At 63.6% G+C, this 20,367-nt stretch carries 17 protein-coding genes and 1 riboswitch; of the genes, 10 read left to right on the top strand and 7 right to left on the bottom strand.

What is annotated here, in order from left to right:
• The first annotated feature begins 94 nt into the window (after positions 1–94).
• A complete protein-coding gene (locus JM946_RS21600) occupies positions 95–1,048 on the top strand; it encodes an MBL fold metallo-hydrolase (protein ID WP_203169451.1) in 954 nt (317 codons plus the stop codon).
• A 30-nt stretch (positions 1,049–1,078) separates the two neighbouring features.
• Complete coding sequence (locus JM946_RS21595) at positions 1,079–1,939, top strand: DMT family transporter (RefSeq protein WP_203169450.1); 861 nt, start codon at positions 1,079–1,081, stop codon at positions 1,937–1,939.
• A 25-nt stretch (positions 1,940–1,964) separates the two neighbouring features.
• Here the strand turns inward: JM946_RS21595 and JM946_RS21590 are convergent, their stop codons facing one another.
• The gene (locus JM946_RS21590; RefSeq protein WP_203169449.1) at positions 1,965–3,128 is read right to left on the bottom strand and encodes an MFS transporter; all 1,164 of its coding nucleotides are present in this window, start codon (positions 3,126–3,128) and stop codon (positions 1,965–1,967) included.
• A gap of 144 nt (positions 3,129–3,272) precedes the next feature.
• On the opposite strand from JM946_RS21590, the gene JM946_RS21585 reads away from it, so the two are divergent.
• On the top strand, positions 3,273–4,169 hold the full coding sequence (locus JM946_RS21585; protein ID WP_203169448.1) for a LysR family transcriptional regulator: 897 nt from the start codon (positions 3,273–3,275) through the stop codon (positions 4,167–4,169).
• A gap of 95 nt (positions 4,170–4,264) precedes the next feature.
• A complete protein-coding gene (locus JM946_RS21580) occupies positions 4,265–5,647 on the top strand; it encodes a M20/M25/M40 family metallo-hydrolase (protein ID WP_269141082.1) in 1,383 nt (460 codons plus the stop codon).
• A gap of 78 nt (positions 5,648–5,725) precedes the next feature.
• Here the strand turns inward: JM946_RS21580 and JM946_RS21575 are convergent, their stop codons facing one another.
• The 6 genes from JM946_RS21575 to JM946_RS21550 all read right to left on the bottom strand — a co-directional run bounded on the left by JM946_RS21575 (position 5,726) and on the right by JM946_RS21550 (position 12,532).
• Positions 5,726–7,168, bottom strand: a complete 1,443-nt coding sequence (locus JM946_RS21575) for a DHA2 family efflux MFS transporter permease subunit (protein ID WP_203169446.1) — start codon at positions 7,166–7,168, stop codon at positions 5,726–5,728.
• A 44-nt stretch (positions 7,169–7,212) separates the two neighbouring features.
• Positions 7,213–7,545, bottom strand: a complete 333-nt coding sequence (locus JM946_RS21570; RefSeq protein WP_203169445.1) for a thioredoxin family protein — start codon at positions 7,543–7,545, stop codon at positions 7,213–7,215.
• A gap of 48 nt (positions 7,546–7,593) precedes the next feature.
• Positions 7,594–8,070 (bottom strand): type II secretion system major pseudopilin GspG, encoded by a 477-nt coding sequence (gene gspG / locus JM946_RS21565; protein ID WP_203169444.1) that lies wholly within the window; start codon positions 8,068–8,070, stop codon positions 7,594–7,596.
• Positions 8,071–8,254: 184 nt separating this feature from the next.
• The gene (locus JM946_RS21560) at positions 8,255–9,103 is read right to left on the bottom strand and encodes a lipid-binding SYLF domain-containing protein (protein ID WP_203169443.1); all 849 of its coding nucleotides are present in this window, start codon (positions 9,101–9,103) and stop codon (positions 8,255–8,257) included.
• An 88-nt stretch (positions 9,104–9,191) separates the two neighbouring features.
• On the bottom strand, positions 9,192–11,960 hold the full coding sequence (locus tag JM946_RS21555) for a serine/threonine-protein kinase (protein ID WP_203169442.1): 2,769 nt from the start codon (positions 11,958–11,960) through the stop codon (positions 9,192–9,194).
• Positions 11,957–12,532: an ECF-type sigma factor gene (locus JM946_RS21550; protein WP_203169441.1), complete on the bottom strand. Its 576-nt coding sequence runs from the start codon at positions 12,530–12,532 to the stop codon at positions 11,957–11,959. Before JM946_RS21550 ends, JM946_RS21555 begins: the two co-directional genes overlap by 4 nt.
• A gap of 477 nt (positions 12,533–13,009) precedes the next feature.
• Between JM946_RS21550 and JM946_RS21545 the strand changes: the two genes are divergently transcribed.
• The 6 genes from JM946_RS21545 to JM946_RS21520 all read left to right on the top strand — a co-directional run bounded on the left by JM946_RS21545 (position 13,010) and on the right by JM946_RS21520 (position 20,358).
• On the top strand, positions 13,010–13,651 hold the full coding sequence (locus tag JM946_RS21545) for a hypothetical protein (protein WP_203169440.1): 642 nt from the start codon (positions 13,010–13,012) through the stop codon (positions 13,649–13,651).
• A gap of 53 nt (positions 13,652–13,704) precedes the next feature.
• A complete protein-coding gene (locus JM946_RS21540; RefSeq protein WP_203169439.1) occupies positions 13,705–13,926 on the top strand; it encodes a hypothetical protein in 222 nt (73 codons plus the stop codon).
• Between the two features lie 245 nt (positions 13,927–14,171).
• Positions 14,172–14,256, top strand: a riboswitch (cyclic di-GMP riboswitch).
• 71 nt (positions 14,257–14,327) lie between these two features.
• Positions 14,328–14,873, top strand: a complete 546-nt coding sequence (locus JM946_RS21535) for a TlpA family protein disulfide reductase (RefSeq protein WP_203169438.1) — start codon at positions 14,328–14,330, stop codon at positions 14,871–14,873.
• A gap of 107 nt (positions 14,874–14,980) precedes the next feature.
• Complete coding sequence (locus JM946_RS21530; RefSeq protein ID WP_203169437.1) at positions 14,981–15,625, top strand: AraC family transcriptional regulator; 645 nt, start codon at positions 14,981–14,983, stop codon at positions 15,623–15,625.
• 3 nt (positions 15,626–15,628) lie between these two features.
• Positions 15,629–17,560 (top strand): tetratricopeptide repeat protein, encoded by a 1,932-nt coding sequence (locus JM946_RS21525; RefSeq protein WP_203169436.1) that lies wholly within the window; start codon positions 15,629–15,631, stop codon positions 17,558–17,560.
• Positions 17,557–20,358, top strand: coding sequence for a tetratricopeptide repeat protein (locus tag JM946_RS21520; RefSeq protein WP_203169435.1), 2,802 nt, complete (start codon positions 17,557–17,559; stop codon positions 20,356–20,358). Before JM946_RS21525 ends, JM946_RS21520 begins: the two co-directional genes overlap by 4 nt.
• The last annotated feature ends 9 nt before the right edge of the window (positions 20,359–20,367 follow it).

Here is a 20,367-nt window from a genome sequence, read left to right as displayed (position 1 = left end):
ACGAGCTTGCCGCCGTACTCGACGCCGCACACTCCGAAACTTGTCGCAGTATCATTCCGCGTCGGTACGATCCGTTCCGAAGCCAGGAGGGGCCATGGCGAGTTGGCACATCGGACGAGCGATGCTGGGGAGCGTGGCGCTGCTGTTCACGTTGAATGTGGCGGCCAGCGAAGTTGGCGATCTCGGCCAGCTCCGAAACAAAGTCTGGATCCACGGCTCGGAAGATTGCGATACCAATCGGGATCCGCCGCTGGAGGTGTACCGTTTCGAGGCCGACACCTACATATTGAGACAGAACAAGTGCCTCAACTTCGAAGCGCCGTTCATGTATGTGCTGTTCGGCCAGCACACCGCGTTCATTCAGGACACTGGCGCCACTGAGGACGCCGCCCAGTTCCCGGTGTATGAAACGATTCGCAAGCTCATCCAGCAGCGCGGCAATCCGCAGCTCAAACTGTTGGTCACCCATTCGCACAGCCACGGCGATCACACCGCCGGCGATGCGCAATTCCGCGGCAAGCCGGGTGTGACCCTGGTCGAGCCCACCAACGAAGCAGTACGAAACTTCTTCGGCTTCACCGCTTGGCCCCGAGGCGCGGCCACCATCGATCTGGGCGGGCGCGTGCTCACCGTTCTGCCCGCACCAGGGCATCAGGCCGAGAGTCTGGTGGTGTTCGATTCACGCACCGGTTGGCTGCTGACCGGCGACAGCGTGTATCCAGGCCGCTTGTACGTGTGGGACTGGCCGGCCTACAAAGCCACCGTGCGGCGTATGGTCGAGTTCACGCGGACCAATCCGGTCACGGCCGTCATGGGGACTCACATCGAGTTGTCACGCACCGGCGAGCAATTCCCCGTGGGCGCCTCCTTTCAGCCCAATGAAGCCAGCCTGGTGCTCTCGCCTGAAGATCTGGCGCAACTGGACCGGCTGCTACAAAAAGCCGGCGACGATCCGAGGGAAATCGCCACCAACAGCTTCGTCGTGAGCCCCGTCGGCATCATCCAACGCGCGATCAGCGCCATCATCAAGGCGCTGTCACCCGACTGAGCGGGCTCCCGATGTTAGAATCGCGCCCTCATGCATCCGCTCGCGATCGCTGCCGTCCTGCTGGCGGCACTCACTCACGCCACCTGGAACCTGGCCGCCAAGCGAGCCGCGGGCTCGCGTCATTTCGTGTGGCTGTACTCGCTCGGCTCGGTCGTTTTGTATGCGCCAGCGGTAATTTGGGTGCTGATCTCCGAACGCCCGCAGTTGGAAACGGCGCATTGGGTGGCGTTGCTCATGACCGGCGTCCTGCACATGGGCTATTCGCTCACGTTGCAGGCGGGCTATCGCGTTTCGGATCTGTCGTTGGTGTACCCATTGGCGCGCGGCACGGGCCCACTGCTGTCGTTTTTTGCCGCAACCTTTCTATTGAACGAGCCGGCCAGCGCGCTCTCCGTGCTCGGCGTGCTGTTGATCGTCGGCGGCATCCTCATGGTGTCGGGGCTGACCAGTGAGCCGCACAAAGCGCCGCGCGCCGGCATCGCGCTGGGCATCCTCACTGGCTTTTTCATTGCCGGCTACACCATCAACGATGGCTGGGCGGTGAAGACGCTGATGCTCTCGCCGTTTCTGGTCGACTTCACCGGCAACTTGCTGCGACTCGGCGTGCTCGCGCCCATGGCGCTCCGGGATCGCGTCAACTTGATCGCCGAGGCCAACAAGTATCGCTCACCGATTTTGATCGTCGCGGTGCTTGGACCACTCGGCTACATCCTCGTGTTGTACGCGATGAAACATGCACCGATCGGCCACGTCGCGCCCATGCGTGAGCTGGCCACATTGATCGGCACGTACTTCGGCGCACGGCTGCTCAGGGAACAAGTGACGCCGGTGCGTCTGACCGGCGCCGTGCTCATCGTCAGTGGCGTGGTGACGTTAGCGGCGACCGGATAGTCGCCGCTTTGGACCAGAGCGCCGGTCAGCAAGCGGGCACCGGCTCTCGTGAACTCCTGAGGCCCTTCAGCGCGAGTGCTGCGGCAATCAGCGGCAGCAGCGCGGCTGCCCACGGCAGCGCATTCAAGCCGGGTCCATGATCGATCACCGTGCCGCCAAGCCACGCGCCGAGCGCGTTGCCGAGGTTGAAAGCCCCGATATTGAAGCTCGACGCCAGGCTTTGCCCCGCGCCACTGGATCTCTCGAGCACCCACATCTGCAGCGGCGGGACCGTAGCAAACGAAGCAACGCCGAGCAGGGCGATGAAGATCACCATGGCCACTGGGTGGTGGACTGCGAACGTCATCAGCCCGAGCACCGCTGCGAGCGCCAGTAGCGAGCCGATCAGCGTCGCCTCGAGATGACGATCCGCCAGCTTGCCGCCGACGATGTTCCCGACGACCAGGCCACCGCCGAATACAAACAACACCAATGACACCGCCCGTTCGCTGAAGTGTGTCAGCTGAGTCAGCAGAGGAGCGATATACGTGAACACGACGAACATGCCGCCGAACCCAAATACCGTCGTCAGCAGCGCGAGCGCCACGGGCCCACGGGCGAGCGCGCGAACATCGCGACGCCAGTCGCCTTCCTCAACCTTGCCTGCATCGCGAGGCACGAGTAGAGCGATCACGGCCAGAGCAAAAACGCCGATGCCCACCACCGCCCAAAACGTAGCGCGCCAGCCCGCTATCTGGCCCAACCAGGTGCCGAACGGCACTCCGAGCACGGTCGCGATGGTCAAACCGGTGAACATGATGGCGATGGCTGACGCTCGCTGTTGAGGCGCGACCAGTTGGGTTGCGACCACCGAACCGACGCCGAAGAATGTCCCGTGCGCGAATGCGGTCAGCACGCGTGCTGCCAGCAATCCGAAGTAGCTCGGCGCAAGCGCGCACGCGAGATTGCCCAAAGTAAAGATCGCCATCAGCGCAAGCAGCGTGGCCTTGCGCGGCCAGCGCGCTGTGACCACCGTCATCACCGGAGCGCCCGCCATGACGCCCAGCGCGTAGCCGGAGATCAACATGCCGGCGGCGGAGATCGAAACATTCAAGTCGCCGCTGACTTCCAGCAGCAATCCCATGATCACAAATTCGGTGACGCCGATTCCAAAGGCGCCGACCGCAAGCGCATACAAAGCCAGGGGCATGAGAGGTCTCGGGAAGTTGCGGGACGGCAATGATGCGGGCGCTCTGGATTGCTGATAAGAATGTCCTTGCACACGACCGTCGTGCATTCAATGAACGAATCCCGCTCGCACGATTGCGTGTCGAGCTGTTCTGAGCAGGATCCCATGGACAATAGAACCGGCGAAATCGAAGCCTTTTTACGCACCGTGGAGGGTGGCAGCTTCGCCGCCGCGGCGAAGACTCTGCGGCAAACACCTTCCGCCGTGAGTCGCAGCGTGGCGAGGCTCGAAGCTCGTCTCGGCGTGCGGCTGCTGACGCGTACTACTCGGTCGCTCTCGGTCACCCCGGAGGGCGACCGGTTCCGCGCGCAGGCTCAGAAGCTGCTGCTGGATCTGGATGAGCTGGAGCGTTCGTTCGCCGCCGACAAGAGCGAGCCGCGCGGCCGCCTGCGGGTGAGTGCGTCAACGCCTTTCGGCATTCATCAGCTGTTGCCGGCGCTACCGGAGTTCTTGCAGCGATATCCGAAGATCACGGTGGATCTGTCGCTCAGCGACGCTCTGGTGGATCTGGTGGGCGAGCGCACCGATGTGGCCATTCGACATGGCCCACTGCGCGACTCGTCGCTTCGTGCCCGGAAGCTCGGTAGTAGTCGCTGGATCGTGGCCGCCGCGCCCGATTATCTGCAACGTCACGGCACGCCGCAGACGCCCGCTGATCTCGAGCAGCACAACTGCTTGAACTTCAACTACCGCCGCTCGGTGGAAGGTTGGACTTTCCTTGCCGGCGCTCGGAGCAGGCAATATCACGTGGCCGGCAATTTCATGGGCAACTCCGGCGAGGCGCTACGACTCATGTGCCTCGGCGGCGCGGGTATCGCGCGCCTGGGGGATTTTTTGATCGGTGCTGACGTGCGCGCCGGCCGGCTCGTGCCGCTGTTACAGAACTACCTCAAGGCCGATAGCGAAGATGTCCATGCTCTCTACATTGGCCACGCTCGCCTGGCGGCGCGCGTGCGTGTGTTCATGGATTTCCTGGTCGAGCGGGTGTCGCTGCCGGATTGAACCCACCCGTGCCACAATCCCCGCTTGCCATGGCCATGGCGCTTCCCGCGAGGTTCGAAGTGAAGTCCCGTTTGCAACTCAAACATTATGTCTCGATGCTGATTGGCTGCGCGGCTGCGACCTTTGCCGCGGGCGCAATGGCGGCCAGGGCGCCGGCAGTGGATCAGGCGCTGCACGACCAGGCGCTGGAGATTCTGCAGAAGTCCATCGCTTTCAAAACCGTGGACGGCGCCGGCCAGGTGCCTGCCTATGCCGAATACCTCAAGAGCGTGCTGGTCGACGCAGGCTTCGCCGCCGCCGACATCACGATCGAACCCGTTGCCAACACCGCGACATTGGTCGCTCGTTATCGGGGCACGGACAGCAAGAAAAAGCCGCTGCTGGTGATCGGTCACATGGACGTGGTGGAAGCCAGGCGCGAGGACTGGGAGCGCGATCCGTTCACGCCGGTGATCGAGAACGGCTATGTGTTCGGTCGCGGCTCGGTGGATAACAAGTTCGACATCTCCATGGTCACCGCCACGCTGGCCAAGCTGAAGCGCCAGGGTTGGAAGCCCAAGCGCGACGTGATCCTCGCGCTGTCGGGCGACGAGGAAACCGCAATGGTCAGCACTCAGAAGCTGGCCGCTCAGTTCAAGCATGCCGAGCTGGTGTTGAATGGCGATGCGGGCGGCGGCTTGTTGTCTGAAGAAGGCGAGCCCGTGGTGTACGGCCTGCAGGCCGGCGAGAAGTCCTATGCCGACTACAAGCTGACGGTCACCAATCCGGGCGGCCACTCCAGCCGGCCGACCAAACCCAACGCCATCAATCAGCTGGCGCGCGCGCTCGATCGCATCGCCGAGTATGAGTTTCCAGTCATGCGCAACGAGCTGACCATGGCGTACTTCAAGCAGAGCCTGCCGAAGCTGTCCGGTCCGATCGCCGAGGCCATCAAGGCGTACCTGGCCGATCCGCAAGATGCGCAGGCCATCGCCACTCTGTCCGCCGATCCCAACTACGTCGGTCAGCTGCGCACCACTTGCGTGGCTACGCAGATCGAAGGTGGTCACGCGCCGAATGCTTTGCCGCAGAAGGCGGTCGCGAACATCAACTGCCGTATCTTCCCGGGCGTCTCGGTCGAAGAAGTTCAGAAGACGCTCACCGACATCGCGGCGGATCCGGACATCGCCATCACGCTGCCGGGGTCGGGTTCGGTCGTGAGCGATGCATCGCCGTTGCGGAAGGACGTGATGAACGCGGTCACCAAGGCCGTGCACGCGCGCTTCCCTGGATTGTCCATCGTGCCGTCGATGTCCGCGGGTGCGACCGACAGCATGCACTTCCGTGCTTTGGGTGTGCCGAGCTATGGCGTCTCGGGTCTGTTCATGAAGGACTCCGACGAATTCGCGCATGGCTTGAACGAGCGCGTGCCAGTGTCGGCCATCGACGGTGCGCTCGCGCATTGGGACAGCCTGCTCAAGACCCTGGCTCGTCAATAAACATGGATCGTCGATAGACACGGCTCGTCGCTAAACACGGCGCGTCAGTAAACAAGCGCGCGAGCCGCTTTCGGAAGATCAATTCGATGCTGGCTCGCGCGTGCCGACCGGCGCCGCGGATTTATCGATCAGCGCGTGACCGTCGGTCGGCTTCAGCGCCCAGAAACTGAGCGACGACACGATGGTCGCCGCTCCCAATGTGAGCAACGCGGCGTGCAAGGCTTGGATGACCGCGACCTGATCCGTCTGCGGCAGACCGCCGAGATACCAGCCCGCCAGCAGCGAGCCGCAAGCGAGCCCGAAACTCATCGACAGCTGCTGCATGGAGCTGGCGATGGTGTTGGCCATGCTGGAACTGCGATCGTCGATGTCGGCGAAAGCCAGCGAGTTCATGCTGGAGAACTGGATCGAATTGGCCGAGCCCACCAAAAAGGCCAGCGCGACGATGACGGCGATCGGCGTGCTCCGATCCACCAGCGCGAACAACCCGATGACCACTCCCATGAACACCGTGTTTACGGTGAGCATGCGTCGATAACCGAAGCGCCGCAGCAGGTGAGGCGCCAGCGCCTTGACCACCATCGCCGCGACTGCCGAAGGCGCCATGAGCAGCCCCGACTGCCACGCAGGGAAGCCCAAGCCCAGCTGATAGAACAGGGGTAGCAGAAAGGGCAGGCCGCCGATGCCGAGTCGTGTCAAGAGACCGCCGCCCACTGAAACTCGGAACGTACGCACTTTGAACAGCCGCAGATTCAGCAGCGGCGCGGCGCTCCGATTCGCATGCCAGGCATACGCGCCCAGCAGCGCAAACGAAAGTAACAACAGCAGCGTGCTGGCCGCCGCATCGAGACGATGCTCACCGAACACTTCGAGCAACCACGACAGCAACGCTGCGCCCGAGCAGAACAAGATCAGTCCTGTGACATCCAGCGGCCGCGGCGCGTCGCTGCGATAGTCCGGCATGTGATGTCGAATCATCCAGAGCGCCGCGATCCCGACCGGCACGTTAACGAAAAAGATCTCGCGCCATGACCACCAGTGCACGATCAAGCCGCCGACCGTGGGGCCGAGCAGAGGACCGATCAGCGCAGGAATGATCACGAAGTTCATTTTGTCGAGCAGCTGCGAACGAGGAAACGTTCGCACGATGGCGAGCCGGCCGACGGGCGTCATCATCGCCGCGCCCAACCCCTGCAGGATGCGTGCAACCACCAGCATCGGCGCATTCAACGCCAGGCCACACATGATGGAGGCCACAGTGAAGATTGCGACGGCCGCCGTGAACACCTTGCGCGTGCCGAAGCGATCGGCGAGCCAGCCGCTCACGGGAATGCCGATGGCAAGCGCCAGGATGTAACTGGTGACGATGGCTTTGAGACTGAGCGGCGTGACACCGAGACTGCGCGCCATGGTCGGCACGGCAGTGTTCACGATGGTCGAATCGAGCTGTTCCATGAACAGCACCAGGCCGACCAGCCAGGGCAGGTAACGTTGCACGCCAGGCGAGGACGCGGTGGTCACGTGCTCACCCAGGCAAGGCCTTCAATGCGCGGCGCCTGTGGAGTTCACGGCAGATCGAGCTGGCGGGCGGCGTCGGTGACGGCTTCGGCCGAGTCGGGCCGAACCACGCGTGCGCGCTCCGCGCCGTCTTTGATGAAGATCACCGTCGGCCACAACTTCACTTTGAAGGAGCGCCCGAGCGGACGTCCGGGACCGTCTTCGACTTTGAAGTGACGCAGCTCGGGATGGGTGACGCGAAACTCTTGCAACGCCTGCGCGATGTGCGGCTCGGCTGCGTTACAAAAGCCGCACCAGTTGGTGCCGAACTGCAGGACGGTCACGCCGGAGAAGGCGTCGACTTCGGCGCGCGCCGGCGCTTGCTCGGTATAGGCGCTCATACGCGAGCATTCTAGAGCGCCCGCCTCGCCGCTGTCAGTCGGCGTTTGTTACTGCTTGTCCTGCACCCAGTTGCCGATGTCCGCATCCAGGCCTTCGCCGCCTTCCTGGTTGTCGGCGCCGTAGGTGAACAGATCGAACTCCTTGCCGTGCGTGCCCGGGTAGACGTAGCGATAGTCGTTGCCCCAGGGATCCTTGCGCGCGGTCGGATCGAGGTAACCGCCCGGCTTCCAGTTGCGCACGCTCGAATCGTTCGGCTTCTCGTACAAGGCCTTGATGCCCTGCTCGGTGGTCGGATAACGGAAGTTGTCCATGCGGTACAGATTCAGCGCGGTCTCGATGGTGCGGATGTCGCTGGCCACTTTGGTGAGCTGCGCATCGTCGATCCGGCGCATGACGTTGGGCGCGACGATCGCGGCCAGAATGCCCAGGATCACCACCACGACCATGATCTCGATGAGCGTGAAGCCGCGCGCCACATGGCGCCTGCGAATGCTCGTGTGACGCGAAAAATGAGTCGATTTCATTGCAATCTCGTTGCGCTGTAAGAATGCCAACTGCCTTGTCGGGTCGCGCGGGATCATATCTGGATGCCCCCACTTCGCAAACTGTGCACGACCGGGGGGCGGTGGGACCGCCGCGCTTCAGGCGGATTAGATGCGCCCACTCGCCGCGAGTTCGGAACGCCCGCGGCGCGGATTGCCTGAACCGCTATTGCGGCGGTTCCTGACCCGGGTTGGGATCTTCCATCGGGTAGGTCTGTACGCCGCTGCTGGCGGGAGCGGAACTGCTGGCCGTCGAGCTCGGCGCGGCCGGCTGCCCGGCCGGCTGGGCTGGCGGTGCGCTGCTGGGAGCCGGTGCGCCACCGGTGGCCGACTGCTGAACCGCCGCGATGAACTGATCCGCTGGGGACGGCGCCGCCGGCGCGTCGGAGCGAATGATCTCGCTGGCGAGAATGCCGGGCCGCTTATAGAAGGCTTCGTTCGAGTTGCTGTCGATAGTGATAGCCGAACCATCCAGCGCCACGCCCGCGAACAGGCCGCTGGCGCGCGAATACGAATACACCTGCGCCGTCAAACCGATGTCGGTGGCCGCCGAGCTCTGTCGCCCGATCGGACCTGCCGCCACCGACGCGTCGGCGCCCAGCGTCACTTTGCCGCCGACGATGCCTTCGATGCTTTGCTTCGAGGTGAACACCAGCACCACGTCGGCCGATTGCACGCCCACCTGAAAGCCGAAGCTGCCGCCGGTCAGGTTGATGAAAATCGGATTGCTCCACTGGCCCGTGTCCTTGCGCACCACCAGCACGCCTTTACCGCGGCGACCGCCGATGCCGAGGCCCACCTTGATGACGCTGGGAATCACCGCGACCGCGTAAGCCCGTTCCAGCAACCAGGTAGGAATATTCTGCTCGGGCATCCGCATCAGCTCGCTCAGCACCTGGGTCGAGGTGAGCAGGCGCGCATCCTGGCGCTCGCCTGCCATGGCGCTGGCGCCCATGGCGCAGGAAAGCACAAACACCGCGAACCAGGGCGCGAACTGTCGAAATCGTGTGAGCATCGTTGCCGTCACTCCTACAAGTGAGTCCTAGCAGTCAGACTGTAACAGAAGGAGAACGTTCAGGCCGAGGCCGGGTTGCCTCGTGCGTTCAATTGGCCCGGGAAGAAGACTTGCTGGGCGAGGTGCCGCTGGTGGCCAGCATCAGTTCCTTGAGTTTTTCGCGTTGTCCGTTGGCGATGTAGAACTGTTCGACGCGCTGGCGCGCCTTGATGCGTGTTTCGCGATCGGCGCTGTCGTCCGCCGCGAGCTCGCTATATGAGCGCGTGAGGTAAGCCTCCGCCTCGCGCATGCGACCTTGCTTGAACAGAACTTCGCCGAGTGCGCTGGCGGAACGTGCCGATCGCCACGCCGGCGCATCGGTGCGCTTCCATCGATTCATGGCCGCCGTCAACATCGCTTCGGCGTCGTTCAGTCGGCTGGTCTCGAGCAGCACTTCGCCGAGCATATGTTCGGCGGAGCATACATATTGGTGATCGGCCGGACGAGTCTTTTCCAGCGTGGCGAGCGAGTGCCGCAGCTCTCGTTCCGCTTCAGTGTATTTGCCACGCTTCATCAGCGCCGAGGCGTACGCGGTCCGGAAATAAGGTGTGTACCCGTGCTCGGCGCCCAGCGCATTCACCATCGCATCGAGCGCGTCAGCCGCGAACTGCTCGGCCTCCGCCATCTGGCCCTGCGCGGCGCGAATATGGCGAAGGGAGTCGAGTACCTCGGCGACCTGCCGACTGTTCTCGCCGAACAGGATCTTCTGGTTTTCCAGCGACACTTCGAACAATTCGCTGGCTTCGTCGTAGCGACCTTGCATCAGCAGCGCTTCGCCGAGGCGTGTTTCTGCGAGCACGCGGTCCGGATGCAAACGCGGGGTGGCGACACGAAAGATATCGACAGCCTGCCGCGTCACGCGCTCCACGGACGGCGTATCGTCCATCCACATGAAGACCTGTGACAGCTCCAACAACACCACCGCCACTTCGTGATCGTGCGGGCCGCGCACCTGGCGATTGAGCGCCAGGCTCTGTTCGAAGGAACGACGCGCGCCGAGCACGTTGCCGCTCTGGAACTCGACGCGGCCGCGATTCATCAGCAGCGTGGCGTAGATCGGCGTTTTCTGTTCGCCGAGCCGCTCGCATAGAAGCATGGCTTCGCGCAGCACTTTATCGGAGCCGGGAAAATCGCCCAGCGTGCGCAACGTGACAGCGAGCTCCGACATGTCCTCGGCCGCGGCCAGTCCGCCGCCGTCGGGCATCTGTCGTCGCAAGTGCACGGCGTCTTCGAGATAACTCAGCGAGCGCTCCGGGTCGCCGCTGCGACGAAATGCGCGACCGATTGAAGCCAGCAGTCGCGCACGCACTTCGGGATTCATGCCGCGGTCGGCGCGCACGGTGCGGCCCGACTTCTCAAGCACCTCGCGCGCGCTGATTTCCCGGCCTTGCGCGTTGTACGGCTCGGCGGCGGAGAACACGTTCAGCATGAACTCCGAAACCGCCTGCGCCGATTTGCTTTCGTTCGCCGCTTTGTCGCGCTCGGCGGCGATGCGCTGGTTCTGGATCGACATCGCGACCGCGAACGCCACGATCATCAACATCAGGAACACGCCGGTCGAAACGCCGAGCGCGTGCCGGCGCACGAAACGTTGCGAGTAATAGATCCAGTTGCCCTGGCGGGCGAGCACCGGCTCGCGCGACAGGAAGCGCCGCACGTCGGCCGCGAGCTGTTCGACCGAGCCGTAACGATGCTGCGGCTCCTTGCGCAACGCTCGCATGACGATGGCGTCGATGTCGCCGAGCAAACGTTTGTGCAAGCGATCCGGCTGCAGATTGCGGGCGAGCGCGATCGCGCCGATGGTCGATTCGCCTTCGGGCTGTTCGGACTCGATGGCCTTGCGGACCGAGGTGCTGGGTCGCTGCGGATCGCTGATGCAGATGGATCGTTCCAGCTCGAGCTGGCTGGCCGAGGACGGCACGGTGTACGGGCGCAGGCCGGTGAGCAATTCATATAACACCACGCCTAGCGCATACACGTCGCTGGCGGTGGTGACCTGCCGACCCAGGATCTGTTCCGGGCTCGCGTACTCGGGCGTGAGCAATCGGTCGTTCATGCGCGTCAGCGCCAGCATGGCGGCGGCGTCGCCGGTATCGAGCAGCTTGGCGATGCCGAAATCCAGCAGTTTTGGCGAGCCTTCGGCCGTGACCAGGATGTTGGCGGGCTTCAGGTCACGATGCACTACCAGGTTCTGGTGGGCGTACTGAACCGCGTTGCAGATTTCCAGGAACAGATTCAGCCGTTCGGTGAGACCCAGCTGTTGCCGGTCGCAATAGCGATCCACCGGTTCGCCATGGACATATTCCATGATAAGGAACGGGTGGCCTTCGGTGGTCTCGCCCGCGTCCAGCAGGCGGGCGATGTTGGCGTGATTCAGGCTCGCGAGAATCTGGCGCTCGGCGCGAAAGCGCATGCCGAGGTCGCCGTGCATGGGTGCGCTATCGACGATCTTGACCGCGACCTGCGCGGAATATTGACGATCGGCGCGCTCGCCCAGATACACCGTGCCGGTGCCGCCATGGCCGAGAATCGAAACCAGTTTGTAATTGCCGACCACGCGGCCGATCAGCGCTTTGCGGCGATCGCGGGTGGTGGCGTCGATGGCGGCGCCGAGTGCGTGGGTCAGCGGGCCGGTGGACTGGCCGGTGTCACAAGCCAGCAGCTCGAGCAGTTCGTCGCGCAGATCTTTGTCGGCGCCGGTCTCGGCAGTAATGAAAGCTTCGCGCTCGTTTTCGGGCAGCTCGACCGCGCGGGAAAACAAGTCCTGCAGACGTTCCCAACGCTCGTCGGCGATCTTCCCTGGCTGCCGCTCGGTCATGACGCTTCGGGTTCGCGATTCCGTTGCGGTCGGATCTGACGCAGGATCCAGGCCTTGGCCAGCCGGATCTCGCGATCGACGGTGGCTTCGGACACCTTCAAGGTCTCCGACAGCTCCTGGTAGGTGAGCCCGCCGAAATAATGCAGCTCGACCATCTCGGCCAGCCGCGGATTGTTGCCCGACAGGCGCTGCAAGGCCTCGTCGATCTCCAGCACGTCGATGTCGCCCGCGGTGGCGGGGCCGAGATCGAGCACATCGAAATCTTCGAGCGAGCCGGTGGTGGTGCCGCCGCGCTTCTCGCGAAAGCGCGTCTTGGCGTGGTCCACCAGGATGCGACGCATCTGGCGCGCGGCCACGGCGAAGAAATGAGCGCGGTCCTGCCACGACACATTCATCTCGACGAGCTTGACGAATGCTTCGTGGACGACGGCGGTGGCCTGCAAGGTGTGGCCCGGCCGCTCGCGTTTCATATAGCGGCGGGCGCGGTTACGCAGCTCCTCGTATATGAGCGGCGTCAGTCGTTCCAGGGCGCGAGTGTCCCCTGACTGCCACGCAGACAACAGCCTTGTCACTGCCTGCCGGTCGGGCGGTGGAATGGCCGCTGCGATTGTGTTGCTCAGTTGCGGGTCTCCGATTCGGGGCCTGGTGAAATTCTCTGATTCGCCGGTCGGTCGCGCCTGGAGCCGATGCGACATGTCCGGCAAAGGCGTGGCCTTCGAACCCGGACTAGTTTACCGGCCCAAGTGCGACAGTTTCCCATCTGCTCGCCTGGCTCCACCGAGAGCTGCCCGCCAAAACCGCCCTACGCCAGTCCCTGAATCCGGGGCCGTCCCTGAATCCGGCCCAACCGCTTGATTTCGGGCGCCTCCCGAAGCCACCAGTGAGCGATGCACTGATTGTTCCTTTTTTCTTGCAGTTGTCCAGTGGGCGCTGTGACGGGAATCACATTGGGACGTCGCTTAAGTCAGTGATCGAACCAATGCCGGTTCGAACTTTTAGCACTTTTTCCGGGAGGGTTTCTGGTCATGCGTAACGTATTTGCGATTTCGATGGCGGTGGCGTCTGTTTTGTTTGCTGCGTCTCAGACCGGCGCGACCGGCGCGCAGCTGGCCGACGGCGAGTCGGGCACCAAGCGCCCGCTGCTGGCTGATGGCGAATCGGGCACGAAACGCCCGCTGTTTGTCCTGGCGGACGGCGAGTCCGGCACCAAACGCCCGCTGCTGGCGCTGGCCGATGGTGAATCGGGCACCAAGGGCCCGCTGTTTGTGCTGACCGACGGTGAGTCGGGCACCAAGCGCCCGCTGCTCGCGCTGGCCGATGGTGAATCGGGCACCAAGCGCCCGCTGCTCGCGTTGGCTGATGGTGAATCGGGCACCAAGCGCCCGCTGCTCGCGCTGGCCGATGGTGAATCGGGCACCAAGCGCCCGCTGTTTGTGCTGACCGATGGCGAATCGGGCACCAAGCGCCCGCTGCTCGCGTTGGCCGATGGTGAATCCGGCACCAAGCGTCCGCTGCTGGCGCTGACCGATGGTGAGTCGGGCACCAAGCGCCCGCTGCTGACGCTGGCCGATGGTGAATCGGGCACCAAGCGTCCGCTGCTCGCGTTGGCCGATGGTGAGTCGGGCACCAAGCGTCCGCTGCTCGCGTTGGCCGATGGTGAATCGGGCACCAAGCGTCCGCTGCTCGTCTGAATCCGACATCGCCAATATTTCTGAACCATTACCGATTTCGCGAGAGAGACATCATGAAAAAGCACATGGCCCTTGGCGCTGCAATGTTGACCCTTGGCACTGCCGCGGCCGCCGGTTCGTTCTTGTATGGCCAGCCTGCGGTCGAGCAGACAATGCAGATCGCACTGCCTGCGGACCACGAGACGCTGTCGCAGGAGGCCACGCCCGACATGATCGCGATGTGGAAGGCGACGGCGGCGTCGACCGAGTACGTCGCTCACAAGGCGCCGATCTGACATAGGCTCGAACAGCGAGGCGGCCGGAACCCTCCCTCCGGCCGCCTCCATACCTGTCGGTCGTCTCCGTACGGATACAAGCGGCGGAGGAGGTTGTCGTCGCCGACCGACAGACCGTCGAAGTGTGCGGTCAATCACAGGCCGATGGCGCTTTTGCGCCGCTGACATCACACTTCGTTCGTTGACATATTTGCGCTGCGTATAGCACCCTAGCTGGCGTTGTCAGAGGCGCTGGCGTGGCCGGACCTCAACAAAGGCAAACTCACCGAAAGGTGGGGACGCAAAGCCACCGGTCTAAGGGAATTTTCCTAGGACAGCGGGGTTGCCAGCGCCGGCCTCCCGCCATTTCAGCGGAGGCGCCGAACGGGCTGCCACCGCGCGTCCGGCGACGAACAAGTTTGATGTCACCATTCTCACAACCCTGGTTGACGCTTCCGGCGCCCGCGCGCCTGCCTCGCTTCGTCTTGCTGGCGTGGCTGCTGTTCGCGCCCGCACTGTGCGTGCCTGCCGGTGCGCTGGTGGGCCAGCCTGCGCCCGATTTCGCGTTGCGCTCCTGGGAAGGCGGCAACGTGCGCCTGTCCGAGCACTCCGGCGAAGTGGTGCTGATCAATTTCTGGGCAACCTGGTGCGGTCCCTGCCGCCAGGAAATGCCGCTGCTCGATGAGATCTACAGCAAGTACCGCCGCGCCGGACTGGTGCTGTTCAGCGTCAATATCGACGAACCAAACAATCTCGATGCGGCGCGCGAAATGGCCACCACCTTGCGCGTCAGCTATCCGGTGCTGTTCGATGCGCGCAAAGATGTGAGCCGCGCCTATCAGGCGAGCACCATGCCGCTGACGGTGCTGATCGATCGCGAAGGTGTGGTGCGCTACGTATCCGAGGGCTACAAGCTCGGCTATGAAACGCGCTATACAGAAAAGCTGCGTGAGTTGCTGAACGAATAAGCGCTGTCGAACCAGTTGCAACGGATCCGCATCGCCACGCACATCGAACTCGTATCGAAGTCGCCAACGAACTTTCGAGCCCCACGGAAGAATTCCCGGACACATCCATGCTGCGCCAGAGCCTGTTCAAGAAGATCGCCACGTTGCTGCCCCTGCTCACGCTGCTCGCGGCCGGGCAGGTGGGCTCCCAGCAAATGGACGGCCAGAATGTGGACAGCCAGAGCGCGCAACCGATCAGCGCTGCTGGCGCAACCACCGCACCGATGCTCGACACCAGCGCGCCGCCGGCAACTGGCGGCGACAGTTTCAAGAGCCTCGACGAAGAAGTGCAGTCGCTGAAAAAGGAAGTGCTCGACCTGAACCGCGAGCTGTTCGTGCTGGAAGAGGAGCTGCTGTTCCCAGCCAACACGCAGGTGGCGGTGTTCGTGTCGATGGACGTGGGCGAGTTCTTCGCGCTGGATTCGGTGACCTTGAAGCTGGATAACAAGGAAGTCGCCAACTATCTGTACACCGAGCGCGAGGCGCAGGCGCTGCTCAAGGGCGGCGTGCATCGCGTGTTCATCGGCAATCTCAAAGCGGGCGAGCATGAACTGATCGCGCTGTTCACCGGCCAGGGCCCGAACGCGCGCGACTATCGGCGCGGCGCGACCGTCAAGCTGCAAAAGGGCGTCGGCGCCAAATACGTCGAGCTGAAGATCAGCGATCGCGCGGTCAAGGCGCAGCCCGAGTTCATCGTCAAGGAATGGGAATAACCCGTGCCGGGCCGATGTAACAAACTGCTGGTCGCGGTGCTGCTGGCGCTAGGAGCGACTGGGGCGAGCGCCAGAGAGAACACGCCTTCCGAGCCGCGGCCGCTGGTCGGCACGCCGCAAGTGGTGCGCGACCTGCATTGGGGCGACGTGCTGTTCTATTTCTACCAGGACGACTACCTGCAGGCGTTGACGCGCCTGGGCGCCGCGCAGGATTTCGATCGCGTGTCCCATCACGGCGTCGAGGCCGAGCTGCTCAAGGGCGGTTTGTATCTTTCCCTGGGCCAGCACGAGGAAGCCGGCCGCATCTTCAAGGCGTTGTTGAACGACAACGTGCCGCTTGATGTGCGCAATCGCGCCTGGTTCTATCTGGCCAAGGTCTGGTATCAGCGCAACTATCTGCAGGACGCCGCCACGGCTCTGAGCTCGATTCGCGGCGCGTTGCCCGGCGATCTGGAGCCCGAGCGCCATCTGCTCGAAGCCCAGGTGCTGATGTATCTGAGTCGCTATGACGAAGCGATTCGCGCGTTGGAGCGTTGGCAGCCGGTGGGCAACCGCGGCGACGTGTGGTCGTCGTATGCACGTTTCAACATCGGCGTGGCGCTGGTGCGCCAGGAGCGCGTCGAGGAAGCGGCCGAGCTGTTGAACGAAGTCGGGCAGATCGCCGCGCCGACCGAAGAGCTGGCGGCGCTGCGCGACAAGGCCAATCTCGCGCTCGGCTTCGCCTGGCTCAACGCCAATCGTCCCGAGGACGCGAAAAAAGTGCTGCAGCGGGTGCGCCTGGAAGGTCCGCAATCGAACAAGGCGCTGCTCGCGGTGGGCTGGGCGGATTCCGCCGAAAAACGTTACACCAAAGCGCTGGCGCCGTGGCTGGAGCTGCGCGATCGCGACATCCTCGATGCAGCCGTGCAGGAGTCGTATCTGGCGATTCCCTATGCCTACGCGCAACTCGCGGCCAACGGTCAGGCCGCCGAGCAATATGTGAGCGCGGTGGAAGCGTTCGCGGCCGAGGCCGATCGCATCGATCAGTCCATCCGGGCGATCCGCGACGGCAAGCTGCTCGACGCCATCATGGACAACGACGATGCCGACCAGGTGGGCTGGTACTGGCAGCTGCAGAACCTGCCGGATGCGCCCGAGACTCGTTATCTGTATCACCTGTTGGCCACCCACGAGTTCCAGGAAGGCCTGAAGAACTATCGCGACCTGCGACTCATGCAACGCAATCTCGCCACTTGGGCGTTGAGCGTGCAGGCGTTCGAAGACATGGTCGATACGCGCCGGCAAGCGTACGAGCAGCGCGTGCCCGGCTTGCAGAAGACGCTCGACACCGTCGATCTCGATCGTCTGGAAGCGCACAAGAACGAATTGGAGCTGCGACTGGACGCCGCCGAGCGCGACAAGGACGCGCTCGCGCTGGCGACCTCACGCGAGCAGGAACAGTGGGCCAAGGTGCAGCAGATCGAAGCCATGCTGGCCAGTCGCGATCAGAACGATCCGATGGTGCAGGAGATGCGCGACAAGGCGCGCCTGCTCCGTGGTCGTTTGATGTGGGATTTCAACGCCAGCTACAAGGCGCGGTTGTGGCGCGCTCGCAAGGAGTTGCGGGAATTGGATGTTGCTTATAAAGAAGCGCGCCGCCGCTCGGTCCTGGTGGACCGCGCTCGCGGAGATTACCCGGCGCGCACCGAAGAGTTCGCTCGTCGCGTGGCCACGCTGCCACCGCGCATCGATGGTCTGACCGCGCGTCTCGAAGCGACCGCGCAGGCGCAGAACCGCTATCTGGCTGCAGTCGCCATCAAGGAATTGGAAGCTCAGAAGCAGCGCCTCGCGTCGTATTCGTTGCAGGCGCGCTTCGCGCTCGCCTCGATCTATGACAAGGCGGCGACCAGCGATGTCAGGAGTCAGAGCAGCGGTGACAAGGGAGGCGCGCAATGACTCGTGGCGCTTCGCAGTTGCGCATGCTGATCGCGCTCACGTTGTCGAGCGCCATCGCCGTGCCCGCGTTCTCGGCCGAGCCGCGCACCATTCGTGACCTCGACAGAAAGGAAGTCAAGGTCAAGCCCGATCCGCCGAGCGACGTGAAAGCGCAGCAGGCCATCGAGCAGTACCGCCGCTTCCTCGAAATGGAATCGCAGAACGAGCGCTTGAAGGCCGAGGCCATGCGCCGCTTGGGCGATTTGCAGGTCGAAGTCGACGAGGGCGAGCGAGCCGATGAGAACGCCTTTGGCGGTCTGGGCGTGGACGAAGCCGTGCAGCTGTATGAAGGCCTGCTCAAGGGCTATCCGAATTACGAGCGCAACGACAACGTCATGTATCAGCTGGCGCGCGCCTATGGCGCGAAGTCGCAGCCCGAAAAGGCGCTGGCCGTGCTCGATCAGCTGGTGACCACGTATCCACGCAGCGAGTGGTTCATCGAATCTCAATTCCGGCGCGGTGAGATCCTGTTCAGCATGGGTCGCTATCGCGACGCCGAGAATGCGTACATAGCGGTGACCACGCCCGGCGCGGACACCGGCTTCTTCGAACAGGGCTTGTACAAGCTCGGCTGGTCGCTGTTCAAACAGTCGCGCGGCGACGAAAGCGTCTCGGCCTTCCTGCGCATGCTCGATCGCGTGCTGGTGCAGGACGGTCGTGTGCGAGAGCGCGACTCATTGAGCCGGCCGGAGCGCGAGCTGACCGACGACGCGTTGCGCGCCATCGCCATCACATATTCCGATCTCGACGGGCCCGAATCGCTCGACGCCGCGCTGGCTGAGCGGGGCGATCCTCCGTATGCGCATCAGTTGTATGAAGCGCTCGGCAATCTTTATATCGAAAAGGAACGTTATCAGGACGCGGCGCTGGCGTACGAGGCCTTCGCCAAGCGTCGCCCCGACGATCGCTTCGCACCGTCTCTGCAAGTGCGCACCATCGAGGCGTATGCGAAGGGCGGCTTTGCCTCGCTGGTGATCGAAGGCAAGCAGGCCTTCGTCGAGCGCTATGCGTTCGGCTCGGCGTTCTGGCGCGAGCGCAGCGTGTCCGATGCTCCCGAAGTGGCCGCGCAGCTCAAGTCCAATCAGAAGGATCTGGCCGAATATTTCTATGCACTGGCGCAGAAGGACAAGAAGCCCGAGAACTATGCCGCTGCCGCGCGCTGGTATCGCGCCATGCTCGATTCCTTCCCGCAGGACGCCGAGGTCGCCAGCACCCGCTTCACTTTGGGTGAAGTGTTGTTCGAATCCGGGCGCTTCGCCGAAGCGGCGCGCGAGTACGAGACGACCGCCTACGATTATCCGCCGCACGCCAAGTCGGCCGCGGCCGGCTATGCGGCGCTGGTGGCGTATCAGAAGCATGAGCCTTCGCTGCAGGGCGAGTCCAAAGCGCTGTGGCATCGGCAGGGCATCGAAAGCGCGCTGATGTTCGCCACCAGCTTCCCCGAACATCCCGAGTCGGCGCGCGTGCAGACCAAGGCCGACGAAGATCTGTTCGCGCTGAACGATTTCGATCGCGTGATCGAAGTGTCGACCTTGATCCTGGAACGCACTCCGCCGGTGGATCGCAAATTCCAGCGCACGGCGACCACGTTGTTGGCGCACTCGTTGTTCGATCGCGGCCGGTTCGCGGAGGCCGAGTCGGCGTACGTGCGAGTGCAGGGCTTCCTGCCGGCCAACGATCCCGATCGGGCCGGTATCGAAGAGCGCATCGCGGCTTCGATTTACAAGCAAGCCGAAGCCAAGCGCACGGCGGGCGATGCGACTGGCGCGGTAGACGATTTCCTGCGCGTCGCGGCGTTGGCGCCCAACTCCAAGGCGCGCTCCAACGCCGAGTACGACGCGGCCAGTATCCTGTTGCAAAACAAACAATGGGATCGCGCGGCGCAGGTGCTCGAAGCGTTCCGCAAAACGTATCCGAATCACGAGCTGGTTCCGGATGCGACCCGCTCGCTGGCCGTCGCTTATCTCGAGCTCGGTCGCGGTACGCAAGCGGCCGCGGAGTTGGAGCGAGTGGCCGCACGCGCCGAAGAGTCGGTCGAAGTGCGGCGTGCCGCTCTGTGGCAGGCGGCGGAGTTGTATGAAAACTCTGCATCGCCGACCAACGCGGGTCGTTTGTATGCCAGCTACGTGAAGCAGTTTCCGTCGCCGCTCGATCCGGCGATGGATGCGCGCCAGAAGCTGGCCGACATGGCCAAGGCGCAGAACGATCTGAAGACCCGCTCGCAGTGGCTGGACGAGATCATCCGCGCCGATAAATCGGCCGGCGCCGCGCGCACCGATCGCAGCAAATATCTGGCGGCGAAGGCGACCATCGAAACGGCGGACCAGCCGGCAGCCATCTTCCAGGCAGTCAAGCTGACCGCGCCGCTCAACAAGTCGCTCAAGCTCAAGCGCAACGCGATGGAAAAAACCCTCGCCATCTACGGGCAGGCGCTCGACTACGGCGTGGCGGAAGTGACCACGCAGGCGACCTTCGGCATGGCCGAGTTGTATCGGCAGCTGGGTGCGGATCTGATGGCCTCCGAGCGGCCCAAGGAGCTCGATGCCGACGCCCGCGAACAATACGACGTGCTGCTGGAAGAGCAGGCGTTCCCGTTCGAGGAAAAGGCCATCGAATTGCACGAGACCAACGCCCAGCGCACCGGCGACGGCGTGTACGACCAGTGGGTCCAGCGCAGCTTCGATGTGCTGGCCAAGCTGGTGCCGGCGCGTTACGCCAGGACCGAGATCAGTGAAGATTATGTGTCGACGTTGCCTTAATCACGGCGG

It is taken from the genome of Steroidobacter gossypii, from assembly GCF_016801985.1.
Classification (GTDB): Bacteria; Pseudomonadota; Gammaproteobacteria; order Steroidobacterales; family Steroidobacteraceae; genus Steroidobacter; species Steroidobacter gossypii.
Note: the sequence above shows the minus strand (reverse complement) of the source record. Positions and strands in the feature narration are given on the sequence as shown.